Annotated in this window: 23 protein-coding genes, 1 other RNA gene and 1 pseudogene; 11 read left to right on the top strand and 14 right to left on the bottom strand. The window is 39.4% G+C overall.

Annotated elements, in window-relative coordinates:
- The 4 genes from HT687_RS03530 to HT687_RS03515 all read left to right on the top strand — a co-directional run.
- Window positions 1-230, top strand: a 230-nt coding sequence (locus HT687_RS03530) for an IS3 family transposase (protein ID WP_050967138.1), incomplete at its 5' end; no start/stop codon positions are given.
- Window positions 231-675: 445 nt separating this feature from the next.
- The gene (locus HT687_RS03525) at window positions 676-1,065 is read left to right on the top strand and encodes a lanthionine synthetase LanC family protein (RefSeq protein ID WP_191995398.1); all 390 of its coding nucleotides are present in this window, start codon (window positions 676-678) and stop codon (window positions 1,063-1,065) included.
- Window positions 965-1,552 (top strand): lanthionine synthetase LanC family protein, encoded by a 588-nt coding sequence (locus HT687_RS03520; protein ID WP_031233470.1) that lies wholly within the window; start codon window positions 965-967, stop codon window positions 1,550-1,552. The genes HT687_RS03525 and HT687_RS03520 overlap by 101 nt, the downstream gene beginning before the upstream one ends.
- Window positions 1,553-1,594: 42 nt before the next feature.
- Window positions 1,595-2,827 (top strand): MFS transporter, encoded by a 1,233-nt coding sequence (locus HT687_RS03515; RefSeq protein ID WP_023935619.1) that lies wholly within the window; start codon window positions 1,595-1,597, stop codon window positions 2,825-2,827.
- A gap of 118 nt (window positions 2,828-2,945) precedes the next feature.
- Here HT687_RS03515 and cbpJ read toward each other — a convergent pair whose 3' ends face one another.
- From cbpJ to HT687_RS03475, 8 genes are all read right to left on the bottom strand, one after another.
- A complete protein-coding gene (cbpJ, locus tag HT687_RS03510) occupies window positions 2,946-3,944 on the bottom strand; it encodes a choline-binding protein CbpJ (RefSeq protein ID WP_023934050.1) in 999 nt (332 codons plus the stop codon).
- A 97-nt stretch (window positions 3,945-4,041) separates the two neighbouring features.
- Window positions 4,042-4,731, bottom strand: coding sequence for a response regulator transcription factor (locus HT687_RS03505; RefSeq protein ID WP_000518020.1), 690 nt, complete (start codon window positions 4,729-4,731; stop codon window positions 4,042-4,044).
- An 11-nt stretch (window positions 4,732-4,742) separates the two neighbouring features.
- On the bottom strand, window positions 4,743-6,167 hold the full coding sequence (gndA, locus tag HT687_RS03500; protein WP_000158778.1) for an NADP-dependent phosphogluconate dehydrogenase: 1,425 nt from the start codon (window positions 6,165-6,167) through the stop codon (window positions 4,743-4,745).
- A 75-nt stretch (window positions 6,168-6,242) separates the two neighbouring features.
- A complete protein-coding gene (gene mapZ / locus HT687_RS03495; protein WP_000039262.1) occupies window positions 6,243-7,649 on the bottom strand; it encodes a mid-cell-anchored protein MapZ in 1,407 nt (468 codons plus the stop codon).
- A gap of 12 nt (window positions 7,650-7,661) precedes the next feature.
- The gene (locus tag HT687_RS03490; protein WP_000711366.1) at window positions 7,662-8,819 is read right to left on the bottom strand and encodes a class I SAM-dependent RNA methyltransferase; all 1,158 of its coding nucleotides are present in this window, start codon (window positions 8,817-8,819) and stop codon (window positions 7,662-7,664) included.
- An 83-nt stretch (window positions 8,820-8,902) separates the two neighbouring features.
- Window positions 8,903-9,283: RNase P RNA component class B (gene rnpB / locus HT687_RS03485), an RNA gene on the bottom strand.
- Between the two features lie 20 nt (window positions 9,284-9,303).
- Window positions 9,304-9,645, bottom strand: a complete 342-nt coding sequence (gpsB, locus tag HT687_RS03480; protein WP_000146532.1) for a cell division regulator GpsB — start codon at window positions 9,643-9,645, stop codon at window positions 9,304-9,306.
- A 69-nt stretch (window positions 9,646-9,714) separates the two neighbouring features.
- Window positions 9,715-10,242, bottom strand: coding sequence for a DUF1273 domain-containing protein (locus tag HT687_RS03475; RefSeq protein WP_023935618.1), 528 nt, complete (start codon window positions 10,240-10,242; stop codon window positions 9,715-9,717).
- 67 nt (window positions 10,243-10,309) lie between these two features.
- On the opposite strand from HT687_RS03475, the gene HT687_RS03470 reads away from it, so the two are divergent.
- The gene (locus HT687_RS03470) at window positions 10,310-10,894 is read left to right on the top strand and encodes a VanZ family protein (RefSeq protein WP_000725526.1); all 585 of its coding nucleotides are present in this window, start codon (window positions 10,310-10,312) and stop codon (window positions 10,892-10,894) included.
- A 756-nt stretch (window positions 10,895-11,650) separates the two neighbouring features.
- Here HT687_RS03470 and HT687_RS03465 read toward each other — a convergent pair.
- A complete protein-coding gene (locus HT687_RS03465) occupies window positions 11,651-12,031 on the bottom strand; it encodes a hypothetical protein (RefSeq protein ID WP_023935617.1) in 381 nt (126 codons plus the stop codon).
- 427 nt (window positions 12,032-12,458) lie between these two features.
- On the opposite strand from HT687_RS03465, the gene recU reads away from it, so the two are divergent.
- Together recU and pbp1a are read left to right on the top strand one after the other, a co-directional pair.
- Window positions 12,459-13,055, top strand: a complete 597-nt coding sequence (recU, locus tag HT687_RS03460) for a Holliday junction resolvase RecU (RefSeq protein ID WP_000248778.1) — start codon at window positions 12,459-12,461, stop codon at window positions 13,053-13,055.
- Window positions 13,052-15,247, top strand: coding sequence for a penicillin-binding protein PBP1A (gene pbp1a, locus HT687_RS03455; protein ID WP_023935616.1), 2,196 nt, complete (start codon window positions 13,052-13,054; stop codon window positions 15,245-15,247). Before recU ends, pbp1a begins: the two co-directional genes overlap by 4 nt.
- Window positions 15,248-15,384: 137 nt before the next feature.
- Here the strand turns inward: pbp1a and HT687_RS03450 are convergent.
- From HT687_RS03450 to HT687_RS03440, 3 genes and pseudogenes are all read right to left on the bottom strand, one after another.
- Window positions 15,385-16,733, bottom strand: a protein-coding gene (locus HT687_RS03450) for an IS3 family transposase (RefSeq protein WP_172924083.1) whose coding sequence is annotated in 2 segments (ribosomal slippage) — window positions 15,385-16,292 and window positions 16,292-16,733 — 1,350 coding nt in all. Because the reading frame shifts where the segments join, the coding sequence is not laid out codon by codon here.
- A gap of 121 nt (window positions 16,734-16,854) precedes the next feature.
- A complete protein-coding gene (locus HT687_RS03445; protein ID WP_172924082.1) occupies window positions 16,855-18,834 on the bottom strand; it encodes a peptide ABC transporter substrate-binding protein in 1,980 nt (659 codons plus the stop codon).
- A 116-nt stretch (window positions 18,835-18,950) separates the two neighbouring features.
- Window positions 18,951-19,997: pseudogene (locus HT687_RS03440) on the bottom strand (IS630 family transposase).
- 204 nt (window positions 19,998-20,201) lie between these two features.
- Between HT687_RS03440 and adhP the strand changes: the two are divergent.
- The 4 genes from adhP (at window position 20,202) to HT687_RS03420 (ending at window position 24,212) form a co-directional block, all read left to right on the top strand.
- Window positions 20,202-21,221, top strand: a complete 1,020-nt coding sequence (gene adhP / locus HT687_RS03435) for an alcohol dehydrogenase AdhP (RefSeq protein ID WP_023935615.1) — start codon at window positions 20,202-20,204, stop codon at window positions 21,219-21,221.
- Window positions 21,222-21,456: 235 nt separating this feature from the next.
- Window positions 21,457-22,446 carry a PTS sugar transporter subunit IIB gene (locus tag HT687_RS03430; protein WP_000021972.1) on the top strand — a complete coding sequence of 330 codons (990 nt, stop codon included), beginning with the start codon at window positions 21,457-21,459 and terminating at the stop codon, window positions 22,444-22,446.
- A 27-nt stretch (window positions 22,447-22,473) separates the two neighbouring features.
- On the top strand, window positions 22,474-23,277 hold the full coding sequence (locus tag HT687_RS03425) for a PTS mannose/fructose/sorbose transporter subunit IIC (RefSeq protein ID WP_000022715.1): 804 nt from the start codon (window positions 22,474-22,476) through the stop codon (window positions 23,275-23,277).
- A gap of 23 nt (window positions 23,278-23,300) precedes the next feature.
- Window positions 23,301-24,212 (top strand): PTS system mannose/fructose/sorbose family transporter subunit IID, encoded by a 912-nt coding sequence (locus HT687_RS03420; RefSeq protein ID WP_000136861.1) that lies wholly within the window; start codon window positions 23,301-23,303, stop codon window positions 24,210-24,212.
- Window positions 24,213-24,373: 161 nt separating this feature from the next.
- On the opposite strand, the gene pepC is transcribed toward HT687_RS03420, so the two are convergent.
- The gene (gene pepC, locus HT687_RS03415) at window positions 24,374-25,708 is read right to left on the bottom strand and encodes an aminopeptidase C (protein WP_023935613.1); all 1,335 of its coding nucleotides are present in this window, start codon (window positions 25,706-25,708) and stop codon (window positions 24,374-24,376) included.
- 111 nt (window positions 25,709-25,819) lie between these two features.
- Window positions 25,820-26,542, bottom strand: a complete 723-nt coding sequence (locus HT687_RS03410; RefSeq protein WP_054388081.1) for a pseudouridine synthase — start codon at window positions 26,540-26,542, stop codon at window positions 25,820-25,822.
- Between the last annotated feature and the right edge of the window lie 155 nt (window positions 26,543-26,697).

The following is a 26,697-nucleotide window of genomic DNA, read 5'->3' as shown; positions in this document are numbered from 1 at the left end:
TTCAAGCATCCATGTCACGCAAGGGCAACAGCCCAGACAACGGCATGATGGAATCTTTCTTTGGGATTCTGAAATCGGAAATGTTTTACGGTTATGAGAAGTCGTTTCAGTCGCTTAAGCAATTGGAACAAGCTATTGTAGACTATATTGATTACTACAACAATAAACGAATTAAGGTAAAACTAAAAGGACTTAGTCCTGTGCAGTACAGAACTAAATCCTTTGGATAAATTAATTGTCTAACTTTTGGGGGTCAGTACATATCGAACGGGAAAGTTATGCACTTAATTTGACAATTCAAGATGTAAAAATATATACTAATATTTGACAAGTTGTCCTAAAAATGTTGTTATGTTATGGATTGATCGAATCTAACTAAAGGATCCTATTCAATTACTAGAACTATCACATACTCAAGGTCAGCTCACAGATGAGCAACTATTTTGGTTACAATACCTACTAAATTTAAGTCAAACAAATAATTTAGTCAAAATTAAAAAAATAGAGGAACATAAATATGATTACAAAACGGAATGTAATAGTGTTCTACGATTTTTACTAGATAAAACTGTAAATTCTGAAGGAAGGATTACTTCTTCAACAGAATTTGGAAATTTCGTAAGTAATTTATCATTCCAACACGGAATAGCTGGACTACTGTTTCCTCTAAATAAATTGCCCCCCCCAGAACTGGATTCTAAAATACTCTCTATCATCAAGAAGGCAGTGACAATTAGAACGACACACACATATGAATATCAATACTCACTGCTATTTGGTGATGCAGGCTATCTATGGTTACTCCTACATTTATTTTCTATCAGTAAAAATCAATACTATCTACAATTAGCAAACGTCACCGCTAAGAAATTAATAGAGAATTATGATACTCTAGAGGAAATAGACTTTGCATTGGGAAAATCTGGTGTCCTATTACCATTAATAAAATACTATCAATTTACCAATGACAATACTCTTAAAACTTTCATCCACAATAGTATATGGGGAAATTTATCATTATTTCCTACAAAGAGATACAGCCAAAGAAAGCATTTTAGACTATAGCTTTGCTCATGGATATTGTGAAATTGCATATGCTTTATTTGCCTATTCTAAAGTCTTAGAACCTTCTATGTTCTATAATGATCTCCATATATTCCATGCTGAATTAAAAAAATTATTAGAAAAAGTTACTTCTAATACTGAAAATTTAGGAAATTTACAACTTTCTTGGTGCGAAGGAATTTCCGGAATAATCTTATATCTTTGTATGTACGATTGTGACGGAAACAAAGATATTATTAGTAAATATCAAGAATTTGTTTTTAACCATCATCTAAAAATGATGACAGGATATTGCCACGGAATAACTAGCTTACTACAAACCACTGTCTACAATCAAAACAAATTACTGATGAAAAAAATCCAACAGGTAATTTTAGCATGTTCTGAACGAGATGATCACGGTTTACTGATGTTTCAAGGAGATAGTGGTAAAGCAGATTTGTTTGACTTCGGAATAGGAAGCATGGGGTATATTGGTGTCTATTAAATAATAAATTCCCATTCGATGTGCAGACATAAGGAGAAATGTATGAAATTATTTTGGACAAACAACATATATAGACAGTTGCTGCTAAACAGCTGTTTTTCATCATTCGGCGACAGTATTTTCTACCTCGCCATTATCAATTATGTGGCTCAGTACAATTTCGCTCCGCTAGCGATTTTACTGATTTCCATTTCAGAGATGGTTCCCCTACTATCGCAACTCTTTCTCGGGATTCTAGGAGATTTTCAAGAAAATAGAGTCAAACACGCACTCTGGATTGCCAAAATCAAAATCCTGCTCTACGCTATTTTGACAGTATTTCTCGTCTTGTCGCCCTTTTCATTAGTTTCAGTCATTATGATTGTCATCATCAACCTCATCTCTGACACCTTGAGCTACCTGTCTGCCTACATGATGAACGCCCTCTACATCAGTGTAATTAAGGACGACCTGCATGATGCCATGGGGTTTAGGCAGTCTCTGATGAGGGTTGTCCGCATTGTCGCCAATCTGGCTGGCGCATTCCTTATCAATGTTATAAGTATTCAAACTATTTCCCTTATCAACACTCTGACTTTTGTCATTGCCTTTTTGGGCCTGTATGTTATTAGACATACCTTGTATGAGGTTGAAAAAAGGATTGAAATGTCACATACAGCACTGAGTTTTAAGAAATATTTTCAACATCTTAAACAATCGCTGGCTGTGCTCCTGAGGTTAAAAGATACCGTCATACTACTGTTTCTGACGACCAGTATGATTGCCATCTTGGATGTGTCCCCTCGGCTGATTGCCCTCCGCTTCATCCAACAAACACTAGCACAACTAAGCATTGGGCAACTCCTCGCCCTGCTCTCCATCATCATGTCTTGTGGAGCTATCCTTGGCAATATGACCAGCAGTAATCTATTTAAAAATATCCGTTTCACGCACCTCTTGGTTTTCTGTGAGATTTCCCTATTGGCTCTAATAACTAGTATCCTTTATCAAGCCTATATCGTAATTTTCATGACCAGTTTCATCAGTTCTACGATTATAGGCATTCTCAGCCCTCGCCTACAAGCAGCTGTCTTTGCCTATATCCCCAGTGACAAGATGGGGACGGTGGGCTCTGCTCTGAGCACAGTGGACATTCTCGCCCCGTCCCTGCTCTCCCTATTAGCCCTATCCATAGCATCGGGCGTTTCGGTGCAGTTAGCATTGATATTTTTGTATCTTATTTTGATTGCTCTTATCTTTTGTCAATGGTTAGTCAAGTTCAACACTCATAACTAACAAAAAAGCATGTGTAGATTTCACATGCTTTTTAATCTCCCCAATCGTCAGGTCAAGTACAACAAAGTCACTTCTTTGATTAAGCGAGTGTTCTAATATAATTATAAGCACCCTGTCATTACCGAACCCAGTCGCCATTATAATTGACAGAATAGCCGTCTACGGTCGTATTCACTGCCAAAGCACCTGAACCATAGGCATAATACCATTTGCCATTGACCTGGAACCAACCTGTCTTCATACCTCCATTACTTGCATTTAGGTAGTACCAAGTTGAACCATCTTGATACCAACCAGTTGCCATTGCTCCTGAGGAACGGAGATAGTACCATTTGTTCCCAAGGTTTTGCCAACCTGTTTTCATATCGCCATTTGGCTGGTCTAAATAATACCAAGTGGTACCTTCCTGATACCAGCCAGTGGCCATTGCTCCTGAGGAACGGAGGTAGTACCACTTATTACCTAGATATTGCCAACCTGTTTGCATAATACCAGTTGTTGGATCTAAATAGTACCAAGTCGAATCATCGTTTATCCACCCCGCACGTCTTTCACCACCAAGGTAGTTTTCTCCATTAATTTCCGTCTTAGCTAGATAATACCAGTTAGACTGATCATAAAGCCAACCTGTCTCTAAAGAATGATTTTGATTAAAGTAATAGTTCGTATAATAACGCTTCTCTTCTTTATCTTCTGAATCTTCACGTTTTTCCCCGTACTTTCTTCCAACACTGTCTTTAGTTTTAATCTCTAATGTTTTCCAACCAACAAACTCTTGTAGCACTCCATTTTTATCGAAGTAGTACCACTCTGACTTTGGAAAACCTTCTAATCTGATACCATTTGGGTAAGGACCAATTGTACTACCTTTAGATGGAAACGGGATATATTGCCAGCCGACAACCATCTCTCCAGATAGAGAATCAAAATAATAGTACTTACCATCAATCACTCGCCAGTAGGTTTCTTTGAGGTCCCCCTTTTTGTAGTAGGTTCTTCCGTTTTCTTGGACAAACTGCCATCCTTCAGAATCATCTGCAAATACTGTACTGGTCCCTAGCAAACCAAAGAAAAATACTGTCAGTCCAACTTGCATAGTTTTTTTCAAAATTTTCATCTATATACCCTCCTAAAACGATTGTAGCAAAGACCCGACTGCATGTCAATATATAAAAACTCCTCAAAAAAGCAGTTACACAACTGCAACTGCTTTTCTATTCTTGCATGGTGTAACCAACACCACGCACGGTTTTAATGTAGCTTTTTTGACCTTTTACATCAAGCTTGCTACGTAGATAACGGATATAGACATCTACGATATTTGTCTCGGTCCCACTTTCATACTTCCAGACACTTTCCAACAACTGCTCACGAGTCAGAACTTTCTTGCTTCCCATAAGTGTCGCCAAAAGGTCATACTCACGGCGAGTCAGAGCAATCATCTCTTCACCACGATAAACCGTGTGATGTTCAACATCTATCCTAAGATTGCGGTAGGTCCTTGGAACTTTCATCAGACTGCAGTGTTGATCAATGAAGTCCCGACCTCGGAAGATCGCCGAAATACGCGCTACCAGATTTTCGATAAGGACTGGCTTATAGATGTATGAAACTGCAAAACGCTGAACAACTTCCAGCTCTTCTTGCAAGTCTTCCCAATGATCTAAAATCATGATGACTGAGGCTGGCTTAGTTCGACTCAGCTTATCTGCAAAATCCTGGGCTGTCATATCCCCCAGATGAGCATTCAATAAAATCAAGTCATAGTCTGTCTGAAGAGCCATGGAGAAGGCTTTTTGCCCCTCCTCAACCTGATCAACTCGGTATTGCTCTTTTTGGAGTTCCAAACTTAAAAAATGAGCTAGATTTCGTTCTTTCTCAAGTAATAAAATCCGTTTCCCCATGGCAGACCTACTTATTTTTCGTCATACCAAGAGTAGTGGAAGGTTCCTTCTTTGTCTTTACGTTGGTAAGTGTGGGCACCAAAGTAATCACGTTGCGCTTGGATCAAGTTAGCTGGAAGATCAGCTGAACGGTAGCTATCAAAGTAAGTAATAGCTGCTGAGAAGGTTGGTACTGGCACACCAGCTTGAACTGCAAGAGCTACGATATCACGCACTGCTTGTTGGTACTTAGCAGTAACATCCAAGAAGTACTCATCCAAAAGAAGGTTGGCAAGGTCTGCATCACGGTTGTAAGCATCTGTAATCTTTTGCAAGAAACGAGAACGGATGATACAGCCATCACGCCAGATAGATGCGATGTCTGCAAATGGCAAGTTCCAGTTATTTTCTTTAGAAGCTACACGTAATTGCGCAAAACCTTGTGCGTATGAGATGATTTTTGAGAAGTAAAGGGCTTGACGGATTTTTTCAATCAATTCAGCCTTATCTCCTTCAAATTTGAAGGCAGCTGGTTTTGGAAGAACCTTGCTAGCATGCACGCGTTCTTCTTTGTAAGTTGAAATGTAGCGAGCAAATACTGACTCAGTAATTAGCGACAATGGCACACCAAGGTCAAGTGATGATTGGCTAGTCCATTTACCAGTTCCCTTGTTACCCGCGGCATCAAGGATGTAGTCTACGATTGGTCCGTCTTGACCTTCATCGTCTTTACGGCTCAAGATATCAGCTGTGATTTCGATCAAGTAGCTGTCCAATTCACCCTTGTTCCACTCAGTAAAGATTTCAGCCATGTCTTCTGCAGAAAGGCCAAGCAAGTGTTGCATCAAGTCATAGCTTTCTGCGATCAATTGCATATCCCCATACTCGATACCGTTGTGAACCATTTTCACATAGTGACCAGCTCCATCAGGACCGATGTAAGTCACACATGGTTTGCCATCTTCTGGTGCTTTAGCTGAAATTTCTTCAAGAACATCTGCAACCAATTCGTAGGCTTCTTTTTGTCCACCAGGCATGATAGACGGCCCTTCAAGGGCACCTTTTTCACCACCAGAAACCCCAGTACCGATAAAGTTGATACCTGAGTTTGCCAATTCTTCATTACGACGGATGGTGTCTTTGTAGAAAGTGTTTCCGCCGTCAATCAAGATATCACCTTTGTCAAGGTGTGGAAGAAGGGCTTGGATAGTAGCATCTGTACCAGGTCCAGCTTGAACCATCAGCATGATACGGCGAGGTTTTTCGATTGAGTTTACAAAACTTTCAACGTCATAGCTTGGTACAAAGTTCTTTTCAGGATGGCAAGCAATCACATCTTCCGTTTTTTCTTTACTACGGTTGTAAATAGCAACTGTGTAACCACGAGATTCAATATTAAGGGCAAGGTTACGACCCATTACGGCCATACCTACGACACCAAAGTTAGCTTTTGTCATTTGACACTCCTCTTGTTTCATTTATTTTATTTTATCATTTTTACTTTTGAAAAGAAAGAATTTTGTAACGACTGCTTAGTAGTCCAAGTCATCTGCATGACCAGCGCCATTTCCGACAAAGTAGCCTGTCTTACAGTTAAGGGTAAAGAGATAGGTTCCATCTGGCTTGTAGAGGTTGTAATAACCATTGCCGTTAACGATATTGACACGTTCAAGGATATATTGGTCTCCAGTGATATAGCCACGTGATCGTGAAGTCGCTAGAATTTGTTCCAAGACACCATCCGCAAAATCCCAGGCAGAGTTGTTACTATCATCAATAGCAGACTGGTTATAGGCAACACGACTGGCACTTCTTTGAACAGCAACACCCGCACTTGATACGCCCATATTGACTTTGCTACGAGAACTTCTAGTCTCATTTGAGGCAGCATTTGAACTACTTGGGCTTGTCTCACTAGTCGTATTTGAGCTTGTTTGACTAGTGCTTGAGCTACTAGTTTCACTTGAACTTGAGCTAGAAGTACTTGTTTGCTGGCTCTTACCAAGGCTGATAGCCTTATCTAGCACTTTATCAAGCTCCGTATTTCCAGTTTTAATATCCGTAAATTTAGCATCCGATTTGGCTTTGGCATTGGTATCCAACACACCGTCCACAATAGCTGGTTTCTCAAATTGAGCATTGACATCTTGAATGGCCTTGATTTGCGTTGCTAGACTATCATACTTAGATTTGGCTAGCGTATGTTCACGACTACCTTCCAGTTTATCAAGCAAGGTTTTGAGTTGACTCAGTTTATCAAACTGGCTATTTTTCAAAGCCGTTTTATTACTATCTGTGTAGAAGGCGTCATAAAGTGTATTAAAATCATCCACATCTGATTGATTGGCTGTAGTTGATTGAGAAGTTTCAATTTCCTTGGTCGAGCGATTCACTTGACGATAGACATAATAAGCACTGACACAGATAATCACTGATACAAGCGCCAAAGCGGTCAAAACAAAGCCTTTTTTACTTTTCTTTTCTGAGTCCTCTTGATCCAGACGAGAAAGGTTTTGCTCCTCTTCCACTTCTTCAGTCATTTCTGTTGGAGTTTCATCCTCTAGCAATAGAGGATCCAAGCCTTGCTCCTCATCGTCCAAAGGCAAGGGTGGTAAGATGTCTTCAGAAGATGGAACTTCCTCCGAAGAAGCTTCTGACTCCTCTACAGCCTCACGCATCTCTTGAATTAAATCATCCAGACTATGAGTTTCAACTAACTCCTCTTTTTTGTATTGGCGAGTCGCAAACTTATCTGCTTCGATTTCATCTTTGTGTTGTTTAACATACTTGTCCAAAATGGAATCCTCAGGCAAGACTCCTGCTTCCACTTCTTCATTTTTACGAATAGCTTGACCAACTGTTAGCTCTTTTGCTTCATCAAAATCAAATTGCGGTTCTTGACCTTCTTTTTTATGACGATTTCGTCTTTTTTTACTCATGAGTATCCCTTTCTATTTTACCTCTTGCCGTTTGACACGCTGACCAAAATATTGATACAGATCCACTTTCAAGGTTCCGTTGTATAACTTACGCTTCTTATCTGCTTGGCTACCATACTTGCTTTCAAAGGCTTCATCACTAGTCAAGATAAATTTGCTCCAAGTTTTCAGTGGTGCAAATACTTGACCCATCTCAGCATAAAGCTTGGTCACCCCTGCATCATCTGATAAACGCTCCCCGTAAGGCGGATTGGAGATGATTACACCATTGATTTTATCGGAACGCAAATCCTGCACGCGCATCTGCTTAAAAGTAATGTCTCCTACAACACCCGCTGCCTGAGCATTGGCCTTAGCAATTTCCACCATGCGAGCATCAATATCACAGCCCATAATATCCAGTTCCAGCTCACGGTCTACTTTTTTAGCCGCTTCTGTACGCACTTCTTGAATCAAGCGATCACTAATCCAGTTCCATTCCTCAAAGGCAAAAGAGCGACGAAGTCCTGGTGCCATCTTTCGAGCAATCATAACTGCCTCAATACAGAAAGTCCCCGAACCACAGGTCGGATCAATCAAAGGCTTGTCTGGATACCAGTTAGAGAGTTGCAAAATAGCTGCTGCCATATTTTCCTTGATAGGAGCCCCACCCTTTTCCGTACGATAGGCACGTTTAAAGAGACTGGATCCTGTCGTATCAATCATGACAGTTGCCACATCTTTGAGAATAGAGACCTCAATCTTAAACTCTGGGCCATTCTCCATCAGAGGAACACCTTCTGGGCGAGCATAGTGTTTCTGCAATTTCTTGACAACAGCTTTCTTAGAAATAGCCTGAACACTGGGCTCATTGTGAAGTTTAGATTTAACACATTTGGCTTTTGAAATCGGGAACCGAGCTCCAAGTGGTAAATAATTTTCCCAATCTAGGGCGAAAACTCCCTGAAACAGCTCTTCAAAAGTCTTAGCTGGGAACGTTCCTACGATAATTTTGATACGATCTGCTGCCCGAAGCCAGAGGTTGGTTTCGATAATAGCTCTCACGTCTCCTTGAAAACGAACACGACCATTTTCAACCTGACAATCGTAGCCCAACTCTCGCACTTCTCGTCCTACAACAGCTTCAAGTCCTGCTGCCGCAGTTGCAATTAAATTAAATTCTTTTTTCATGTTACAGTCTTGTAAGACCTTTCTTTTGTTCACTTTAAAAAATGAGGTTGAGAAAATTTCTCAGCCCCAACCTATATGCAATTTTCTATAAGCCATGTTTTGTTCCAGAAGTGACTAGGACCACTTCCTTCGATAATCATCTGTCTACCACTAACAGCTCCAGCTGATAGCAGTCAGAATACTACGTTCGTTTCCGTGTACTCCATGCCCCGACCAAAATTTGGGTTGCTAGCTTGAGGGGTTTACCGCGTTCCACTCTCTCCGTTTCCAGAAAGACTCCGTCACTGTGGCACTTTCAAGCCTACTCTGACCTATCAAAAGACTTAGCCATTTCAACTGCCGTAACGATTTCTCGTCCCTAGGCTTATGGTTTCGCCTAGCACAAACACTACAGGCATCACAGCCTGTGCTAGCATGGACTTTCCTCATGAGAAGCAATTCTCCTCACGCGATTATCCAAAAATTGCATGTAACAAGACCTGAATTACAAATCAGTATTGTCTAAAATTTGTTTACCGAATACTTCTTTTTCAAGACGATTCAAGCGTTTCAAAATATCAAAATTCGTCATAGAAGATGAAGCAGCCACATCAATTGGATCTGGGTGACTAGGACTTGGAGCCGAGCTCACTTGCGGTTTACGAGTTAATTCTTCCTTCAAATCCGCAATCTCCTGACGAAGTGACTTGACCAAGGCAGCATAGGTTTCATAGTCCTTGATGACATCGTCTAAAAACTCATCAACTTCTACCTTACTATAGCCACGGACTTCACGCCCAAACTCTTGTTCAAAAATATCTTTTGCTGAAAAAATAATACTTGCCATGTCTCTCTCCATTCTCGATTGCTAGTATTATTATATAAAAAAAGGCAAACAAAAATCAAGGTCAAAGCTTCAATTTTCGGAAAAATTTTCAGCAAGTTCATTTAATTGATCAAATGTTAATCTCTTTATAAAATAGTCCTCTTGATTTTTCATCTTTTGGTAAAAATAAGCTAATTTCGTTTCATTTTCTTCATCATAAAAAAGATAGGAGCTATTCGTATTTTCCAGTAAAAACTGCTGATAATCTCTTAACTGCCCCTTGTGTTCATAGCGAGAATAAGCATATTTGACAAAGTCTACCTGCTTAAAACGGCTCAGTTTCATCTGATTGGCTTCATTCCAATTTTCCCCATGGGTTTCAAAAGCAAAAATGGTGGCCAACTGAAAACCATATTCGGTTTTCATCTCCTGCGCAACCTCTAGAACCCAATATTCAAAGCCTAAAGTCCCTGTAAATACAAGCCAAGACACCCCATCTGCTGCCATAGCCTCTAAATCTTTACGTATCGCTTTTTTAATCAATTTAAGACGAGGATCCTTGTCAGAAAACAAACCCAAATCAAAAGCAGAATAGCCTAAAACCAAAGCTGTAGCCATTTTTAACCCTTTCTGTGCAAATTTATGATATAATATGGTATATAAATGAAATTTAGGAGATTATAAAATGAAAAAAATATATATACTTGATTTTTTAAATTTAGCTATTTCCTTCCTAATTTGTAGATGGTTTTTTATGGAATACCTTTACTTCCAATTCATCTCTATCTTTAGTTTTCCTACCGGTGGCTCTGATTTCTGGAGACCTCTATTCATCATTCTAATTCTAACATTGTTTTTATTCACTTTCCTAAGATCTAGCTATACGCACAGACTTGATACTAGATTGATAAGAATATCTTATTTTCTTTACTGTTTAATTCTTGTTTATTCGCTACTTTTTAAAAATTTAGGTATTCAGGGAGTTAACTTTAATCTCGTTGAGTTTATCAAAGATTCACTTTTAATTGATTCAACAATTCCTCTTTTAAATATTGTAATTTTTATCCCAATAGGAGGATTATTTAAATTTAATTTTAAAACAGTCATGCGTTTTATCTTTTTCATAACAATAATAGAAACCTCACAATATGTATTTCATCTCGGATTCTTTGATATAGGAGATATATTTACAAACACAATAGGTTTTATAATTGGAAGCAATATCCATGATAGCAGATTAGGAAAAAAGATAATTCATTACATAAAATAAAACTACAAATCTTAGATATTCTATTTACATTCCTTTAAAATCAGAAAGAGCATCATTTTTTATAATATGTACTAATGATAGGCATTTGTTTAAAGTATATATTTAAACTCCGATGTTTATTACGCAAACTGTCAACAAAACATGTAAACTTTGATTTTAAAGAAGGCCAGGTGAAAACTCATAGTAAACAGAAAACAAAAGAACTAAGCACAGTTTGAATAGTATCCTTTTTTGAGGTTGTAGATAATACTGACAAAATCAGTAACAAATCTATGAAAATATCTACTACCTATATTGCTTTTTAATTTTATAAAAGCATCAATTTTAAGAGAAAACAAATATTTCAATAATAAACCGTATATGATCAAAGATTTTAAAATCGTGATAATATTCGGTTTTTCTGATTGTAAAGATTTTTTACCAAACTTATTTTTAATTGATAATAATTCACTTATTATTACCAAATTCTCTTTAAAAGTATGTTTTAAAATAACTTATATCTATTCAATCTTTATAATCCATCACAAAATACTTTTCTACATCAAAACTCACAAAGAAACTATAGTAAATTGAAATAAGATGAGGATAAATCATTTGAGGCATTCAAATTAATTTCTAACAATGCTTTAGAAATTATGTTGTACTATTCTAGTTTCATTTTACTATAAAAACCAATTGATATGATTAGTAAGGAAGAGTATTAAACTAAAAAATTATAAAATAGTTAATAAAAGACTTATCCAAATAAATACTCAATTAATAAGTCACACTACCTGAAATATTATATAAACCTCTATCCTCAGTATTGAAATATAATCCATAAGTACCTGAATTTAGATCAACACTAATTGTTCCACTAGTTTTTCCATAATAAACAGATGATGCATATATTTTACCACCAATCCATGAACGACTCACAACAGAAACTCTAAACCCTACGTTCCCACTCCCAGGTCTAGGAGTTTGGTTATGATTAACAGTATAGGTTCTTCTACGGTTAGTGTACCAAGCTTGTATTGAATATTTACCTCTTATTCCCTGTCCATTATAAGTAATCGCAGTTGCTGCATGCACTACATTTGCTATCAACAGAATCCATAAAAAGCCAATAGATAGTATCCGAATAATGTCTTTCATAGAGATTCCTTCAAAATATATAAGTATGGAGATAATTTCAATCCCAAGTTTAATCAGTCTGTAGTTAATTACTAGAAGAATCTTCCGAATCAATAAAACAATAAAGCTAAAATCAAGCCTATATAATTACGACTCTAGATTATATCTTGTTTGTAAAGCGCTTTCGACATCATTATATAACATTTATAAAATTAAATCAAATGATATTTATATTTTTTATACTACGTTGTGATTCGAATGTGATAATGTCTTTAGTAAATCGAACGTGAAAATATCCCATTTGGTAGAATAGTCATATGAAAAGGATCCAACTGAATATGAATGAAGCGAAAAAATATCTTGTGATAAAAGCTATAGTCATTTTTAACCCTTTCTGTGCAAATTTATGGTATAATAAAGTGATATTATTGCACCAATAAGGAGAATTATGGTCAACTATCCACATAAACTTTCATCACAAAAAAGACAAACATCTCTTTCTCAACCCAAAAATTTCGCAAATCGAGGAATGTCTTTTGAAAAGATGATCAATGCTACCAACGACTACTATTTGTCTCAGGGCTTGGCTGTTATACACAAGAAACCAACCCCTATTCAAATCGTACGAGTGGACTATCCACAACGAAGTCGTGCCAAGATTGTTGAAGCCTATTTTCGACAAGCTTCAACGACGGACTATTCTGGCGTTTATAATGGATATTACATCGACTTTGAAGCCAAGGAAACAAAACAAAAACGTGCGATTCCGATGAAAAATTTTCATCCACATCAGATTCAGCATATGGAACAAGTCCTTGCCCAACAAGGAATCTGCTTTGTCCTTCTTCACTTTTCTTCTCAGCAAGAAACCTACTTATTGCCGGCATTCGATTTGATTCGCTTCTATCATCAAGATAAGGGACAAAAATCAATGCCACTTGGATATATTCGAGAATATGGATATGAAATCAAGGCTAGTGCCTTCCCTCAAATTCCTTATCTCAATGTTATCAAAGAATATTTATTAGGTGGTAAAACAAGATGAACAAACCAACGATTCTGCGCCTAATCAAGTATCTGGGCATTAGCTTCTTAAGCTTGGTTATCGCAACCATCGTCTTAGGCGGAGGAGTTTTTTTCTACTACGTTAGCAAGGCTCCTAGCCTATCCGAGAGTAAACTAGTTGCAACAACTTCTAGTAAAATCTACGACAATAAAAATCAACTCATTGCCGACTTGGGTTCTGAACGCCGCGTCAATGCCCAAGCTAATGATATTCCCACAGATTTGGTTAAGGCAATCGTTTCTATCGAAGACCATCGCTTCTTCGACCACAGGGGGATTGATACCATCCGTATCCTGGGAGCTTTCTTGCGCAATCTGCAAAGCAATTCCCTCCAAGGTGGATCAACTCTCACCCAACAGTTGATTAAGTTGACTTACTTTTCAACCTCGACTTCCGACCAGACTATTTCTCGTAAGGCTCAGGAAGCTTGGTTAGCGATTCAGTTAGAACAAAAAGCAACCAAGCAAGAAATCTTGACCTACTATATAAATAAGGTCTACATGTCTAATGGCAACTATGGAATGCAGACAGCCGCTCAAAACTACTATGGTAAAGACCTCAATAATTTAAGTTTACCTCAGTTAGCCTTGCTGGCTGGAATGCCTCAGGCACCAAACCAATATGACCCCTATTCACATCCAGAAGCAGCCCAAAACCGCCGAAACTTGGTCTTATCTGAAATGAAAAATCAAGGCTACATCTCTGCTGAACAGTATGAGAAAGCAGTCAACACACCAATTACTGATGGACTACAAAGTCTCAAATCAGCAAGTAATTACCCTGCTTACATGGATAATTACCTCAAGGAAGTCATCAATCAAGTTGAAGAAGAAACAGGCTATAACCTGCTCACAACTGGGATGGATGTCTACACAAATGTAGACCAAGAAGCTCAAAAACATCTGTGGGATATTTACAATACAGACGAATACGTTGCCTATCCAGACGATGAATTGCAAGTCGCTTCTACCATTGTCGATGTTTCTAACGGTAAAGTCATTGCCCAGCTAGGAGCACGACATCAGTCAAGTAATGTTTCCTTCGGAATTAACCAAGCAGTGGAAACAAACCGCGACTGGGGATCAACTATGAAACCGATCACAGACTATGCTCCTGCCTTGGAGTACGGTGTCTACGATTCAACTGCTACTATCGTTCACGATGAGCCCTATAACTATCCTGGGACAGATACCCCTGTCTATAACTGGGATAGGGGCTACTTTGGCAACATCACCTTGCAATACGCCCTGCAACAATCGCGAAACGTCCCAGCCGTGGAAACGCTAAACAAGGTCGGACTCAACCGCGCCAAGACTTTCCTAAATGGTCTCGGAATCGACTACCCAAGTCTTCACTACTCAAATGCCATTTCAAGTAACACAACCGAATCAGACAAAAAATATGGAGCAAGTAGTGAAAAGATGGCTGCTGCTTACGCTGCCTTTGCAAATGGTGGAACTTACTATAAGCCAATGTATATCCATAAAGTCGTCTTTAGTGATGGGAGTGAAAAAGAGCTCTCTAATGTCGGAACTCGTGCCATGAAGGAAACGACAGCCTATATGATGACCGACATGATGAAAACAGTCTTGACTTATGGAACTGGACGAAATGCCTATCTTGCTTGGCTCCCTCAGGCTGGTAAAACAGGAACCTCTAACTATACAGACGAGGAAATTGAAAACCACATCAAGACCTCTCAGTTTGTAGCACCTGATGAACTATTTGCTGGCTATACGCGTAAATATTCAATGGCTGTATGGACAGGCTATTCTAACCGTCTGACACCACTTGTAGGCAATGACCTTACGGTCGCTGCCAAAGTTTACCGCTCTATGATGACCTACCTGTCTGAAGGAAGCAATCCAGAGGATTGGAATATACCAGATGGTATCTATCGAAATGGGCAGTTTGTTTTCCAAAATGGAGCAAGACCGACTTGGACTGAAACAACATCCCAATCATCTTCAACCGAAAACTCCTCAACAAGTACAGAAGGCTCTACTAGCCTAGCACCAACTACAAGTCCTGATGCTAGTAATAATAGTCAAAATCAAGCACCAGCCACAAGTCCTGATGCTAGTACCAATGGTCAAAACCAAGCGCCAAATACACCCGGAGCCAATCAAACTCCAGCTCCACAGACCCCTCAACAACAACCACAACAGTAAACGAAAAATCCTGAGAACTCTAAACTCAGGATTTTGTCATTTTCAAAATGAAATACAGAGGTCAAGTACATTTTCCCATAATAAAACGCATACGACCAAGGCTTTTCTGTACTGACCCCAAAAGTTAGACAATTAATTTATCCAAAGGATTTAGTTCTGTACTGCACAGGACTAAGTCCTTTTAATTTTACCTTAATTCGTTTATTGTTGTAGTAATCAATATAGTCTACAATAGCTTGTTCCAATTGCTTAAGCGACTGAAACGACTTCTCATAACCGTAAAACATTTCCGATTTCAGAATCCCAAAGAAGGACTCCATCATACCGTTGTCTGGGCTGTTGCCCTTGCGTGACATGGATGCTTGAATTCCCTTACCTTCAAGAAACTGATGATAAGAATCGTGTTGGTATTGCCAGCCTTGGTCACTATGGAGAATCGTATTCTCGTAGCGTTTCTCTGTGAAGGCCTGTTCCAACATCGTTTTTACTTGTTCTAAGTTGGGTGAAGTTGAAAGATTATAGGCGATAATTTCGCTATTAAAGCCATCTAAAACTGGTGATAAGTAAAGCTTTTGAGAACTTGCTGGAATGGCAAATTCTGTCACATCTGTGTAGCACTTTTCCATTGTTTTAGAGCCTTCAAATTGACGTTGAATGAGATTCTCTGCCTTCTTACCCACATCTCCTTTATGAGAAGAATATTTTCGTTTCTGTCGCATTTTAGCTTGTAAATTGAGTACTTTCATCAAGCCTTGAACTCTTTTATGATTTACTAGATAACCACGATTTCTTAGTTCTAAATAAATCCGACGATAAGCATAATTTCCCTTGTGTTCGATAAAGATGGATTGAATTTCAGCTTTAAGCTCTTGGTCCTTATCTGGTTTATCTAGCTGTTTCAAGTGATAGTAGTAGGTCGAACGAGCTAGTTTAATGGCTTTTAAAAGAAGATCTAACGAAAACTCAGTCATTAATTCTTGAACAATTTCTGTCTTTCTTCTTTCTCTTTTTCCTCCTTCAATCGGAGTTCTCTTAACTTTTTTAGGATGGCATTCTCCGCTCTCAGGTACTCATTTTCTGCTTGAAGACGTTCTAATTCTGTCCTCTCTTCAGGTCTCGTTTTTGGCTTACGTCCCATTTTAGGTACTCTCCCTCTTGTTTTCTCAACAATAGTATACCCGTTTTTCCTGTATTGTGCTAGCCAATTAAGAAGTATCGTACGACTTGGGAGGCCGTATTCAAGAGAAACTCTATCTTTAGTCCAGCCTTCATGTATGACTTTATCAATCATTTCTTGCTTTAAATCAGGAGAATAGTAACGATTTTTTCCTTTTTTGACGAACTCTATTCCGTAACGATCAATCAATTTAATCATGTACCTAATATTAGAATTGTTTATCCCAAATTTATTTGAAAGCTTCTCTAAGCTATATCCTTGTTTTCTAAGTTCATAGATCTGAACTTTATCATCATAAGTTAATTTCATAATAAAAATACCCCAAAAGTTAGATTTTGTCTGTCTAACTTTTGGGGTGCAGTTCAGAATTGTACCTTGATACTATGCGTTTTTCTTATTTTTAGGACTTTTGACTCAGTCTCTTTTTGTTTTATTTGACATGTTTGGCAAGTTCTTCTTGCGCTTTTTTATTGGATTCTGCTTTTTCTTTCATCCATTTTTCTTGAGCTTTTTGGTATTCATCTGCAGTAACTGCCTTGTCTTGAAGTTCCAAGTATTTATACAAGACTGGGTCGCTTGTACCTTTATTTCCTGACAATGCAAATGGTATTGTAAATGGTACCATCTTAGACAAGATTGGACGCCCTGTACGAGATGTAGTTGGAATAATCAAGGCACTATCTGTCAACCAAGCTTGGGCTGCTGCGTATTTATCATATCGTTTAGCAACATCTGTAGTCTCATCACCAGCTTCAGTAACCAATTTTTCGTAGTCATATAGACCTACTTTTTTAGCAGCTACATTATCTTCCCCTGAGTCAAACCCTAAATATGTTTTAGTACTTTCTCCTACAGATGGTTTGATGATATCAAGGTAGGTTGATGGATCGGCAAAGTCTGGACCCCAACCGACATTATCTGATAAATCCCAGTCTTCGCCAGCAGCATTTTCAGCAAAATATGTAATATTGTTTACTTCGTCTTTTTGTAGTTGTTGAATATCAATGACTACATTATCCGCTCCTAAAGTTGCTTCCAAGGATTGTTTCATAGATTGGACGCGCTGAACTTTTGTAGTTGCTGTTTGGTCAACTGGCATATCCAAATGAATTGGGAATGTCACACCTTCTGCTTGTAAGGCTGATTTAGCTTTAGCAAATTCAGCCTTGGCTTTTTCTGGATTGTAAAGACCATCCTGAGAATCTGCAAGATTAACATCCTTCCATTCATCCCCATAAGTGACCAATTTCTCTTTGACCATATCGCCAAAGTTTTTACCATCTGCTTGAACAAATGTTGGTGGCACAAAGAGATTACGCAAGATTTTACTTGCTCCAGTTTGTCCATTCAACTGAGAGGCATAGGCTGTACGGTCAAATCCAAATGCAATAGCCTGACGGAAATCCTTGTTTAAGAGAGCCTTTTTAGTCGATGCCTTTTGTTCGTCGCTGGTCTTAGATGTGTATTTATAGGACTGACGGTCAATATTTGTACCAACTAGATACGTAATAGAGTCTTGTTGAGTATAGACAATATTGTCCTTCATACTCTTCTCAAGCTCTGCGAAACTTGCACTTGTTGGATAGAGACGAGCTGCTGTAAGGCTACCATCTTTAAAGTTTTCTGCAGGTTTGCTAGTATCTTGACCATCCCAGAATGACAATTTGACCTTGTCAATATGCACATTGTCCTTATCCCAGTAGTTCGGATTTTTCGCAAATTCAACAGAGGATTTTGTCACAATGGATTTCAACAAATAAGGTCCATTATACAAGAGACTACTTGGATCCGTAGCTTTGGCAAAATCATCCCCTTTTGAATTCAAAAACCCTTCATTGACTGGCGCAAGCACACCCATAGTTGTTTTAGAATTCCAAAAAGTTTCAGGTTTGTTCAAGGTGTATTGAACTGTCTGATCGTCAAGGGCTTTAATCCCAACTTGAGCAAAGTCTGTGATTTCACCTTTTGCATAGGCATCCAGACCTTTGATTGAATCCTGTACCAAGTAAAGAGCATCCGCTTTCTTATCTGTTGCATATTTAAGACCTGTCACAAAGTCCTGAGCCTTAACAGGAGCGTACTCTTCTCCCTCAGATGTATACCACTTGGCGTCCTGACGAATCTTATAAGTATAAGTCAAGCCATCCTTAGAAACTGACCAGTCTTCTGCCAATGAAGGAACAAGGTTCCCGTATTTATCATTTTCAAGCAATCCATCAATCACATTACTAGTAATCTCAGAAGTTGCTGCCTTACCAGTTGTCAAATAGTTGAGATTATCTGGATGTGTTTCGTAGGTAAACGCAAAGGTCTTTTCACCTTGAGCGCCTGAACCCCCAGAACAAGCAGCTAAAACACCAGCTGCTAATAAAGTTACTCCCACAAGAGCCAATACTTTTCTTGTTTTCATAGCATTCTCCTTTGTTTTTTATTCATTATAGACCCTTTTTCAAGTTCTGTCAATAGAATTTTCTGAATTTTAAGAGTTATTTGTTATATTTGATATATTCTGAAAAATAAAATTGTTCATTTATGCCAAAAAAGCATTCTAGTCCATCTCCGATTAACGATGGACTTTATCACCTCCTTCTCCAGTCCTTGTATAACATCTTGAAGTTGATTCATGACATCTTCCAAAATTCGAAAGGCTTTATTCTTAAATCCACGTTTACGAATCTCTTTCCACACTTGTTCAATGGGGTTCATCTCTGGTGTGTATGGAGGAATAAATGCAAAGCCAATATTAGTCGGAATCTTTAAGGTACTTGATTTATGCCATATAGCATTGTCCATAACGAGTAAAAAATAATCATATGGATAAGCTTGTGAAAGCTCTTCTAAAAAGGCGTTCATCCACTCAGTATGACATCCACCAGCTATTAAGAAAAATGATTCGCCTGTATGGGCATCAACAGCTCCATAACAATAGCGAAATTCTCGTATATAGTGACTATGGACATGTGGACCTACTCCTATTGGAGACCAACAAGATCCCAGTTTACTGATTCTACCGAAACCAGCCTCATCTTGGTACATCAAGCGAACCTTACGAAAACGTCTACTGGTTTTAAAGCGCTTTCTTTTCTTCTTGAATTGAGATTTTATTTTTAGACGCGACAATGGTTTGAGCGTCTGCTTTCTTAGGATGTTCTGGACGTGGCATAATATTTCGCCAACCATGGCGCTTCAACAGTTGATAGAAGGTATCACGTGTGTAGGAAGGACCTAACTCCTTTTTATAAGCCTGAAATAAGGCATCAATTGTAACAAATTCTCCTGCCTCTGCAGCCTTCAAATGGCGAGCAAGAAAGGCTTTTTCTTCCTCAACTGTCATATATGATGGTTACGACCACCACGTGTTTCTTGAAGGAGAGAATCGAGTCCGAACTCCTCATATTTTTTTACAGTTGGCCAAATCGTTGTTTGATTACAGTCTAAAAGCTCTATAATCTCTTTATAAGATTTACTCATCAGACGAAATAGAACGATTTGAAGGCGTTTATGATATTTAGCTGTACTAGAGTCTTTTAAAAGTGTTTTGATAGCTTGGATTTCTTCTTTAGTTGATTTCATATTACTATTATATAGTGCTTTTTGATTTTAGCTTAGTATTAATCGATTGTTCTACTTTTTGCCTCCAAAACCTTGGAAAAAGGCTTTCTTTTGTGATATACTTCACATATAAATACAAGAGAGCTCGTCATACTCGACTCTGTTGACACAAAATCAATCCAGTCCCGTTGTCCCTGTTCTCGGTCAATATCAAGGAGGATAGCTATGAAAGCTGTTGTTGTAAATCCAGAAAGCACTGGTGTTGCTGTTGAAGAAAAAGTGCTCCGTCCACTTGAAACTGGGGAAGCACTTGTAGAAGTTGAATACTGTGGCGTTTGCCACACCGACCTCCACGTTGCTCATGGTGACTTTGGTCAAGTCCCAAGACGTGTTCTTGGCCACGAAGGTATCGGTATCGTTAAAGAGATTGCTCCAGATGTGAAAAGCCTTAAAGTCGGTGACCGCGTCAGCGTTGCTTGGTTCTTTGAAGGATGTGGCACTTGCGAATACTGTACAACTGGTCGCGAAACCCTTTGCCGTACAGTGAAAAATGCTGGCTACTCAGTAGACGGTGGTATGGCTGAACAATGTATCGTAACTGCTGACTATGCTGTTAAAGTTCCTGACGGACTTGATCCAGCCCAAGCTTCTTCTATCACATGTGCTGGTGTAACAACCTATAAAGCTATTAAAGAAGCCAAAGTTGAACCAGGCCAATGGGTTGTTCTTTACGGTGCTGGTGGACTTGGTAACCTAGCTGTTCAATATGCTAAAAAAGTATTCAATGCTCATGTTATCGCAGTTGATATCAACAATGACAAACTTGCCCTTGCAAAAGAAGTAGGCGCTGACATTGTTATTAACGGCCTCGAAGTTGAAGATGTACCTGGACTTATCAAGGAAAAAACTGATGGAGGTGCTCACTCAGCTGTCGTAACTGCTGTGTCTAAAGTTGCCTTCAATCAGGCTGTTGACTCAGTTCGTGCTGGTGGTCGCGTAGTCGCTGTTGGTCTTCCTTCTGAAATGATGGAACTTAGCATCGTAAAAACCGTTCTAGATGGAATCCAAGTCATCGGTTCTCTTGTAGGAACTCGTAAAGACTTGGAAGAAGCCTTCCAATTCGGTGCAGAAGGTTTAGTAGTTCCAGTTGTTCAAAAACGTCCAATAGAAGATGCCGTAGCCATTTTCGACGAAATGGAAAAAGGTCAAATCCAAGGACGTATGGTACTCGACTTCACCCACTAATCTAATAGAAACCTATTTTAAAAGTTGGAAGCTTCTTTCAACTTTTTTATATTAAATTTTTAAATGTGGATTCAATATTACTCCTCAAAAAACTCAATATATCAACATCCAAAAGTAAAAGTTTTTTTAATTTTTTATGATAAATAGTTGCTTTTTACATGAAAACGGTTTATACTTAAACAGTCTTAAAGTTTTCTTAAATGAAAACTAAAACAAAAAAGGAGGAATGACAATAATGAGTATCGGAATCATTATTGCGAGCCACGGCGAATTTGCTGCGGGTATTCATCAGTCAGGATCTATGATCTTTGGTGAACAAGAAAAGGTTCAAGTTGTGACCTTTATGCCAAATGAAGGTCCTGATGATCTATACGCTAAGTTTAATAACGCTGTTGCTGCATTTGACGCAGAAGATGAGGTTCTAGTTTTGGCTGACCTTTGGAGTGGTTCTCCATTTAACCAAGCTAGTCGCGTGATGGGAGAAAATCCTGAGCGTAAGTTTGCCATCATCACAGGACTTAACTTACCGATGTTGATTCAAGCCTACACAGAGCGCCTCATGGACGCTGCTGCAGGTGTAGAAAAAGTCGCTGCTAATATCATTAAAGAAGCCAAAGATGGCATCAAAGCTCTTCCAGAAGAGCTAAATCCAGTTGAAGAAGTTGCAAGCGCTGCAGCTGCTCCAGTTGCCCAAGCTGCTATCCCAGAAGGAACTGTTATCGGAGACGGTAAATTGAAAATCAATCTTGCCCGTCTTGACACACGTCTACTTCACGGTCAGGTTGCAACTGCTTGGACTCCAGATTCAAAAGCAAATCGTATCATCGTTGCTTCAGATAACGTGGCTAAAGACGACCTTCGTAAAGAATTGATTAAACAAGCAGCTCCAGGTAATGTCAAGGCTAACGTGGTTCCAATTCAAAAACTGATTGAGATTTCAAAAGACCCACGTTTTGGAGAAACACATGCCCTTATCTTGTTTGAAACACCTCAAGATGCCCTTCGTGCCATCGAAGGCGGCGTGCCAATCAAGACTCTTAACGTTGGTTCTATGGCTCACTCAACAGGTAAAACATTGGTCAATACCGTTTTGTCGATGGACAAAGAAGATGTTGCTACATTTGAAAAAATGCGTGACTTGGGTGTTGAATTTGATGTCCGTAAAGTACCGAATGATTCTAAAAAAGATTTGTTTGACTTGATTAACAAAGCCAATGTCAAATAAGCCATTATTTATGAAAGGATTTTAAACATGTCTATTATTTCTATGGTTTTAGTAGTCGTTGTAGCCTTCTTTGCAGGTCTTGAAGGCATCCTCGACCAGTTCCAATTTCACCAACCACTTGTAGCCTGTACCCTTATTGGGCTTGTAACAGGTCACTTGGAAGCAGGGATTATCCTCGGTGGATCGCTTCAAATGATTGCCCTTGGTTGGTCAAATATCGGTGCTGCTATCGCTCCTGATGCTGCACTTGCTTCTGTCGCTGCTGCCATTATCATGGTTCTTGGTGGTGACTTTACCAAGACTGGTATCGGTGTTGCCCAAGCGGTTGCTATCCCTCTTGCCGTAGCTGGACTTTTCTTGACAATGATTGTTCGTACAATTTCAGTTGGTTTGGTTCATACTGCAGATGCTGCCGCTAAAAAAGGTGACTTCGGCGCTGTGGAGCGTGCGCATTTCATTGCGCTACTTTTCCAAGGACTTCGTATCGCGCTTCCTGCAGCTCTTCTCCTTATGGTACCAACTGAAACTGTACAAAGTATCCTTAGTGCCATGCCAGACTGGCTCAAAGATGGTATGGCTATCGGTGGTGGTATGGTCGTTGCCGTTGGTTACGCCATGGTTATCAACATGATGGCAACTCGTGAAGTATGGCCATTCTTCGCTCTTGGTTTCGTTCTCGCTGCTGTGTCAGATATTACTCTAATCGGATTCGGTGCTATCGGTGTTGCTATCGCTCTTATCTACCTTCACCTTTCTAAAACTGGTGGAAATGGTGGCGGAGGAGCCGCAACTTCTAACGACCCAATCGGCGATATCCTAGAAGACTACTAAGATAAGAAAGGACTGAAAACATCATGACTGAAAAACTTCAATTAACTAAATCAGATCGTAAAAAAGTTTGGTGGCGTTCAACCTTCTTACAAGGGTCTTGGAACTTTGAACGGATGCAAAACTTGGGCTGGGCTTATACACTCATTCCAGCTATCAAAAAACTCTATACTAAAAAAGAAGATCAAATCGCTGCTCTTGAGCGTCACCTTGAGTTCTTCAACACTCATCCATACGTAGCTGCTCCAGTCATGGGGGTTACTCTTGCGCTTGAAGAAGAACGTGCTAACGGTGTGGAAATCGATGACGCTGCTATCCAAGGGGTTAAAATCGGTATGATGGGACCTCTTGCTGGTATCGGTGACCCAGTATTCTGGTTTACAGTACGCCCAATCCTTGGATCTCTCGGTGCTTCACTTGCCCTTACTGGCAATATCTTGGGTCCACTCCTCTTCTTTGTTGCATGGAACTTGATTCGTATGTCATTCTTGTGGTATGTTCAAGAGATTGGATATAAGGCTGGATCAGAAATCACCAAAGATATGTCTGGTGGTATCCTTCAAGATATCACTAAAGGAGCTTCTATCCTTGGGATGTTCATTCTTGCTGTCCTTGTTCAACGTTGGGTAAATATTAAATTTGCTTTCGATGTTTCTAAAGTTCAACTAGATGAAAAGGCTTATATCCATTGGGATAAATTGCCAGAAGGGTCTAAAGGTATCCAAGAAGCATTCGCACAAGTAGGACAAGGATTGTCTCAAACTCCTGAAAAAGTTACTACTTTCCAACAAAACTTGGATATGTTGATTCCTGGATTATCAGGACTACTCCTTACTTTACTTTGCATGTACTTACTTAAGAAAAAAGTATCTCCAATCACTATTATCCTTGCCCTCTTCGCAGTGGGTATTGTGGCACATGTTCTTCACATCATGTAATCAAGCAACTAAAAAGGAACCAGGTTCTAAAATCTGATTCCTTTTTTCTAGGCTTTTATACTCAATGAAAATCAAAGAGCAAACTAGGAAGCGAGCCGCAGGCTGTACTTGAGTACGGCAAGGCGAAGCTGACGTGGTTTGAATTTGATTTTCGAAGAGTATTATTCTGCCAAGGCTCCCATTGGATCCCAAGGTGCAAGTACGATTGGTTCTGCTCCATAGGCAGCTTGTTCTTCTGCTGTCAGCAATTCCTTACGAACAACGATTTGGTAAGTGTATTCGTCCATCCAAGCGTCTGAGGCAACAAAGTAACCATCTGTACCGACCTTGTCTCCCCATGAGTTTTCAACCTTCCACTTGGTTGATTTACCATTTTCGTCCAAGTCAACACCTGTCAAGACCATGGCGTGGGTCATCAAGCTTTCGCTATAGTCCAAACGTCCAGCCTTGTCTTGAGTAAGTTTAATGTCCATGCTTGATTCAAAGTCATAAACATCTGTCGCAAGGATTCCAGCTTTGCGGTTGCTGAGCTGGCCAACATCAGAACCAAACCAAACAGTCTCACCTGCTTGCATTTGGGCAATCGCCAATTCTTTCAAGCGCTCCATTGGAACGTTGATGTAACGAACCGCACGGCTACCAACGACATTTCCCAACATCTCAACTGTGTAAGATTTACCGTATGGTTTATCAGCAGTTGGAGCATTGATAACAGAAACGTAGTCTTCTAAAGGAAGATTGACATATTTCTTGTAAAATTCCTGTGGAGTAATACCTTTTTCGCTTTGGTAGTTATTATCCTTATCACGATAAGCAAAGTCAAATTTACGTGGTGGTAGTCCTAGTGACATGGCAAGGAAGTTAAAGATCTCTTGCAAGAGGTCTTCTTTCTTAGCTTGAACAGTCGCTTGGTCTGCGCCAGAAGCTAGTAAGTCACGCAAGATTTGAGCATCTTGGCGCAGCAATTTGTTAAGGATTGCATTTATCTCACGGCTGCTACTAGATGAAACAGACTCAGGATAAACTGACTTAGGCACGACACCGTATTTTTCAAAGAGGGAAACGACCATATCCCATTGACCACCATCTTGTTGTGGTATTTGGAGTAAGAAGCTAACCTTACGGCTCGTCAATTCTTGGTCTGCAGTCGCAATGACTTGCTCCAAGAACCAGTTTGATTTCTCATACTTGTCCCAGAAGAAAGTGTGGGCTTGTGACAACTCAAAGTTCTCCAATTTGTATTGCGAGATGAGTTTGTGGCGAAAAGTGTTGAGAGCCGCAAACATCCAGCAACGACCAGACGCTTTCTGGTTAGTGACCTTGTCCTTGGTTAAATCCAATGAGAAAACAGGTGTGTTGTCTACATGGCTTTGGCGACGTTCCAGAGCTGCAAAAATTCCGTTGTGGCTAGCAGCATTTTCAATCGCTTGGTATTTTACATTTGCTTCATAGTTGGCAAATAGTTTATCAGTAAATGATTCTTGAATCGCGTTCATAGATTCCTCCTTTTATTCTACAGTCTATTATAACTCTTTTCACAAAGGAAGCAACTAAAAAACATAAAAGGCAAGGACATTCTTCCTCACCTTTTTCAAATATAAATCAAATTAAGCAATACTAGCAAGGAGAATTTCTAAGTCTTCCTTGGTCAAGCGACGCCATTCCCCTCGTTCCAGGTTCTCATCTAATACTAAAGTTCCCATAGTCAATCGTTGCAAGTCCACCACTTCCTTGCCACAGTAGCCCACCATACGCTTGACCTGATGAAACTTTCCTTCTGCAATAGTCACACGGATTTGGCTCTGATTCTTTTCTGCATCTGTGGAAAGAATCTCCAGTCTAGCGGGTTGACAAGTAAAGTCTTTGAGAGGAATACCCTTGGCAAATATCTCCACATCTTCTTGTGTCATAATTCCCTTGACCTGAGCCAGATAGGTCTTATCCACATGACGCTTGGGTGAAAGAAGAGCATGGGCAAGCTGACCGTCATTGGTCAGGAGCAGGAGTCCATGCGTATCGATATCCAAGCGCCCTATTGGGAAAACTTCCTTGCTCCGAGCAATATCATCCAACAAGTCCAGAACGGTTCTGTGCTTGGGATCCTCAGTCGCTGAGATAACTCCTTGGGGCTTGTTCATCATATAGTAGACAAACTCCTCATACTCCAACACTTGCCCATCAAAGCGAATCTCATCTCTTTCTTCATCAATCTGCAATTTAGCTGATTTTTCTTTTTTACCATTTACAGTCACGCGCCCAGCCTTGAGCAAGTTTTTGACCTCAGTCCGACTTCCCACCGCACAGGCAACTAAAAATTTATCTAATCTCATAGAACTATTATATCATATCAAAAGGAGGATAGTACAATGACCTACCTCCTTTTCGTTTCATACTCTTCAAAAATCTCTTCAAACCGCGTCAACGTCGCCTTGCCGTATATATGTTACTGACTTCGTCAGTTCTATCTTCAACCTCAAAACAGTGT

Source organism: Streptococcus sp. 1449 (genome assembly GCF_013276805.1).
GTDB lineage: Bacteria > Bacillota > Bacilli > Lactobacillales > Streptococcaceae > Streptococcus > Streptococcus pseudopneumoniae.
The sequence above is the reverse complement of the archived record's forward strand: the minus strand, read 5'-3'. Positions and strand labels throughout refer to the sequence as shown.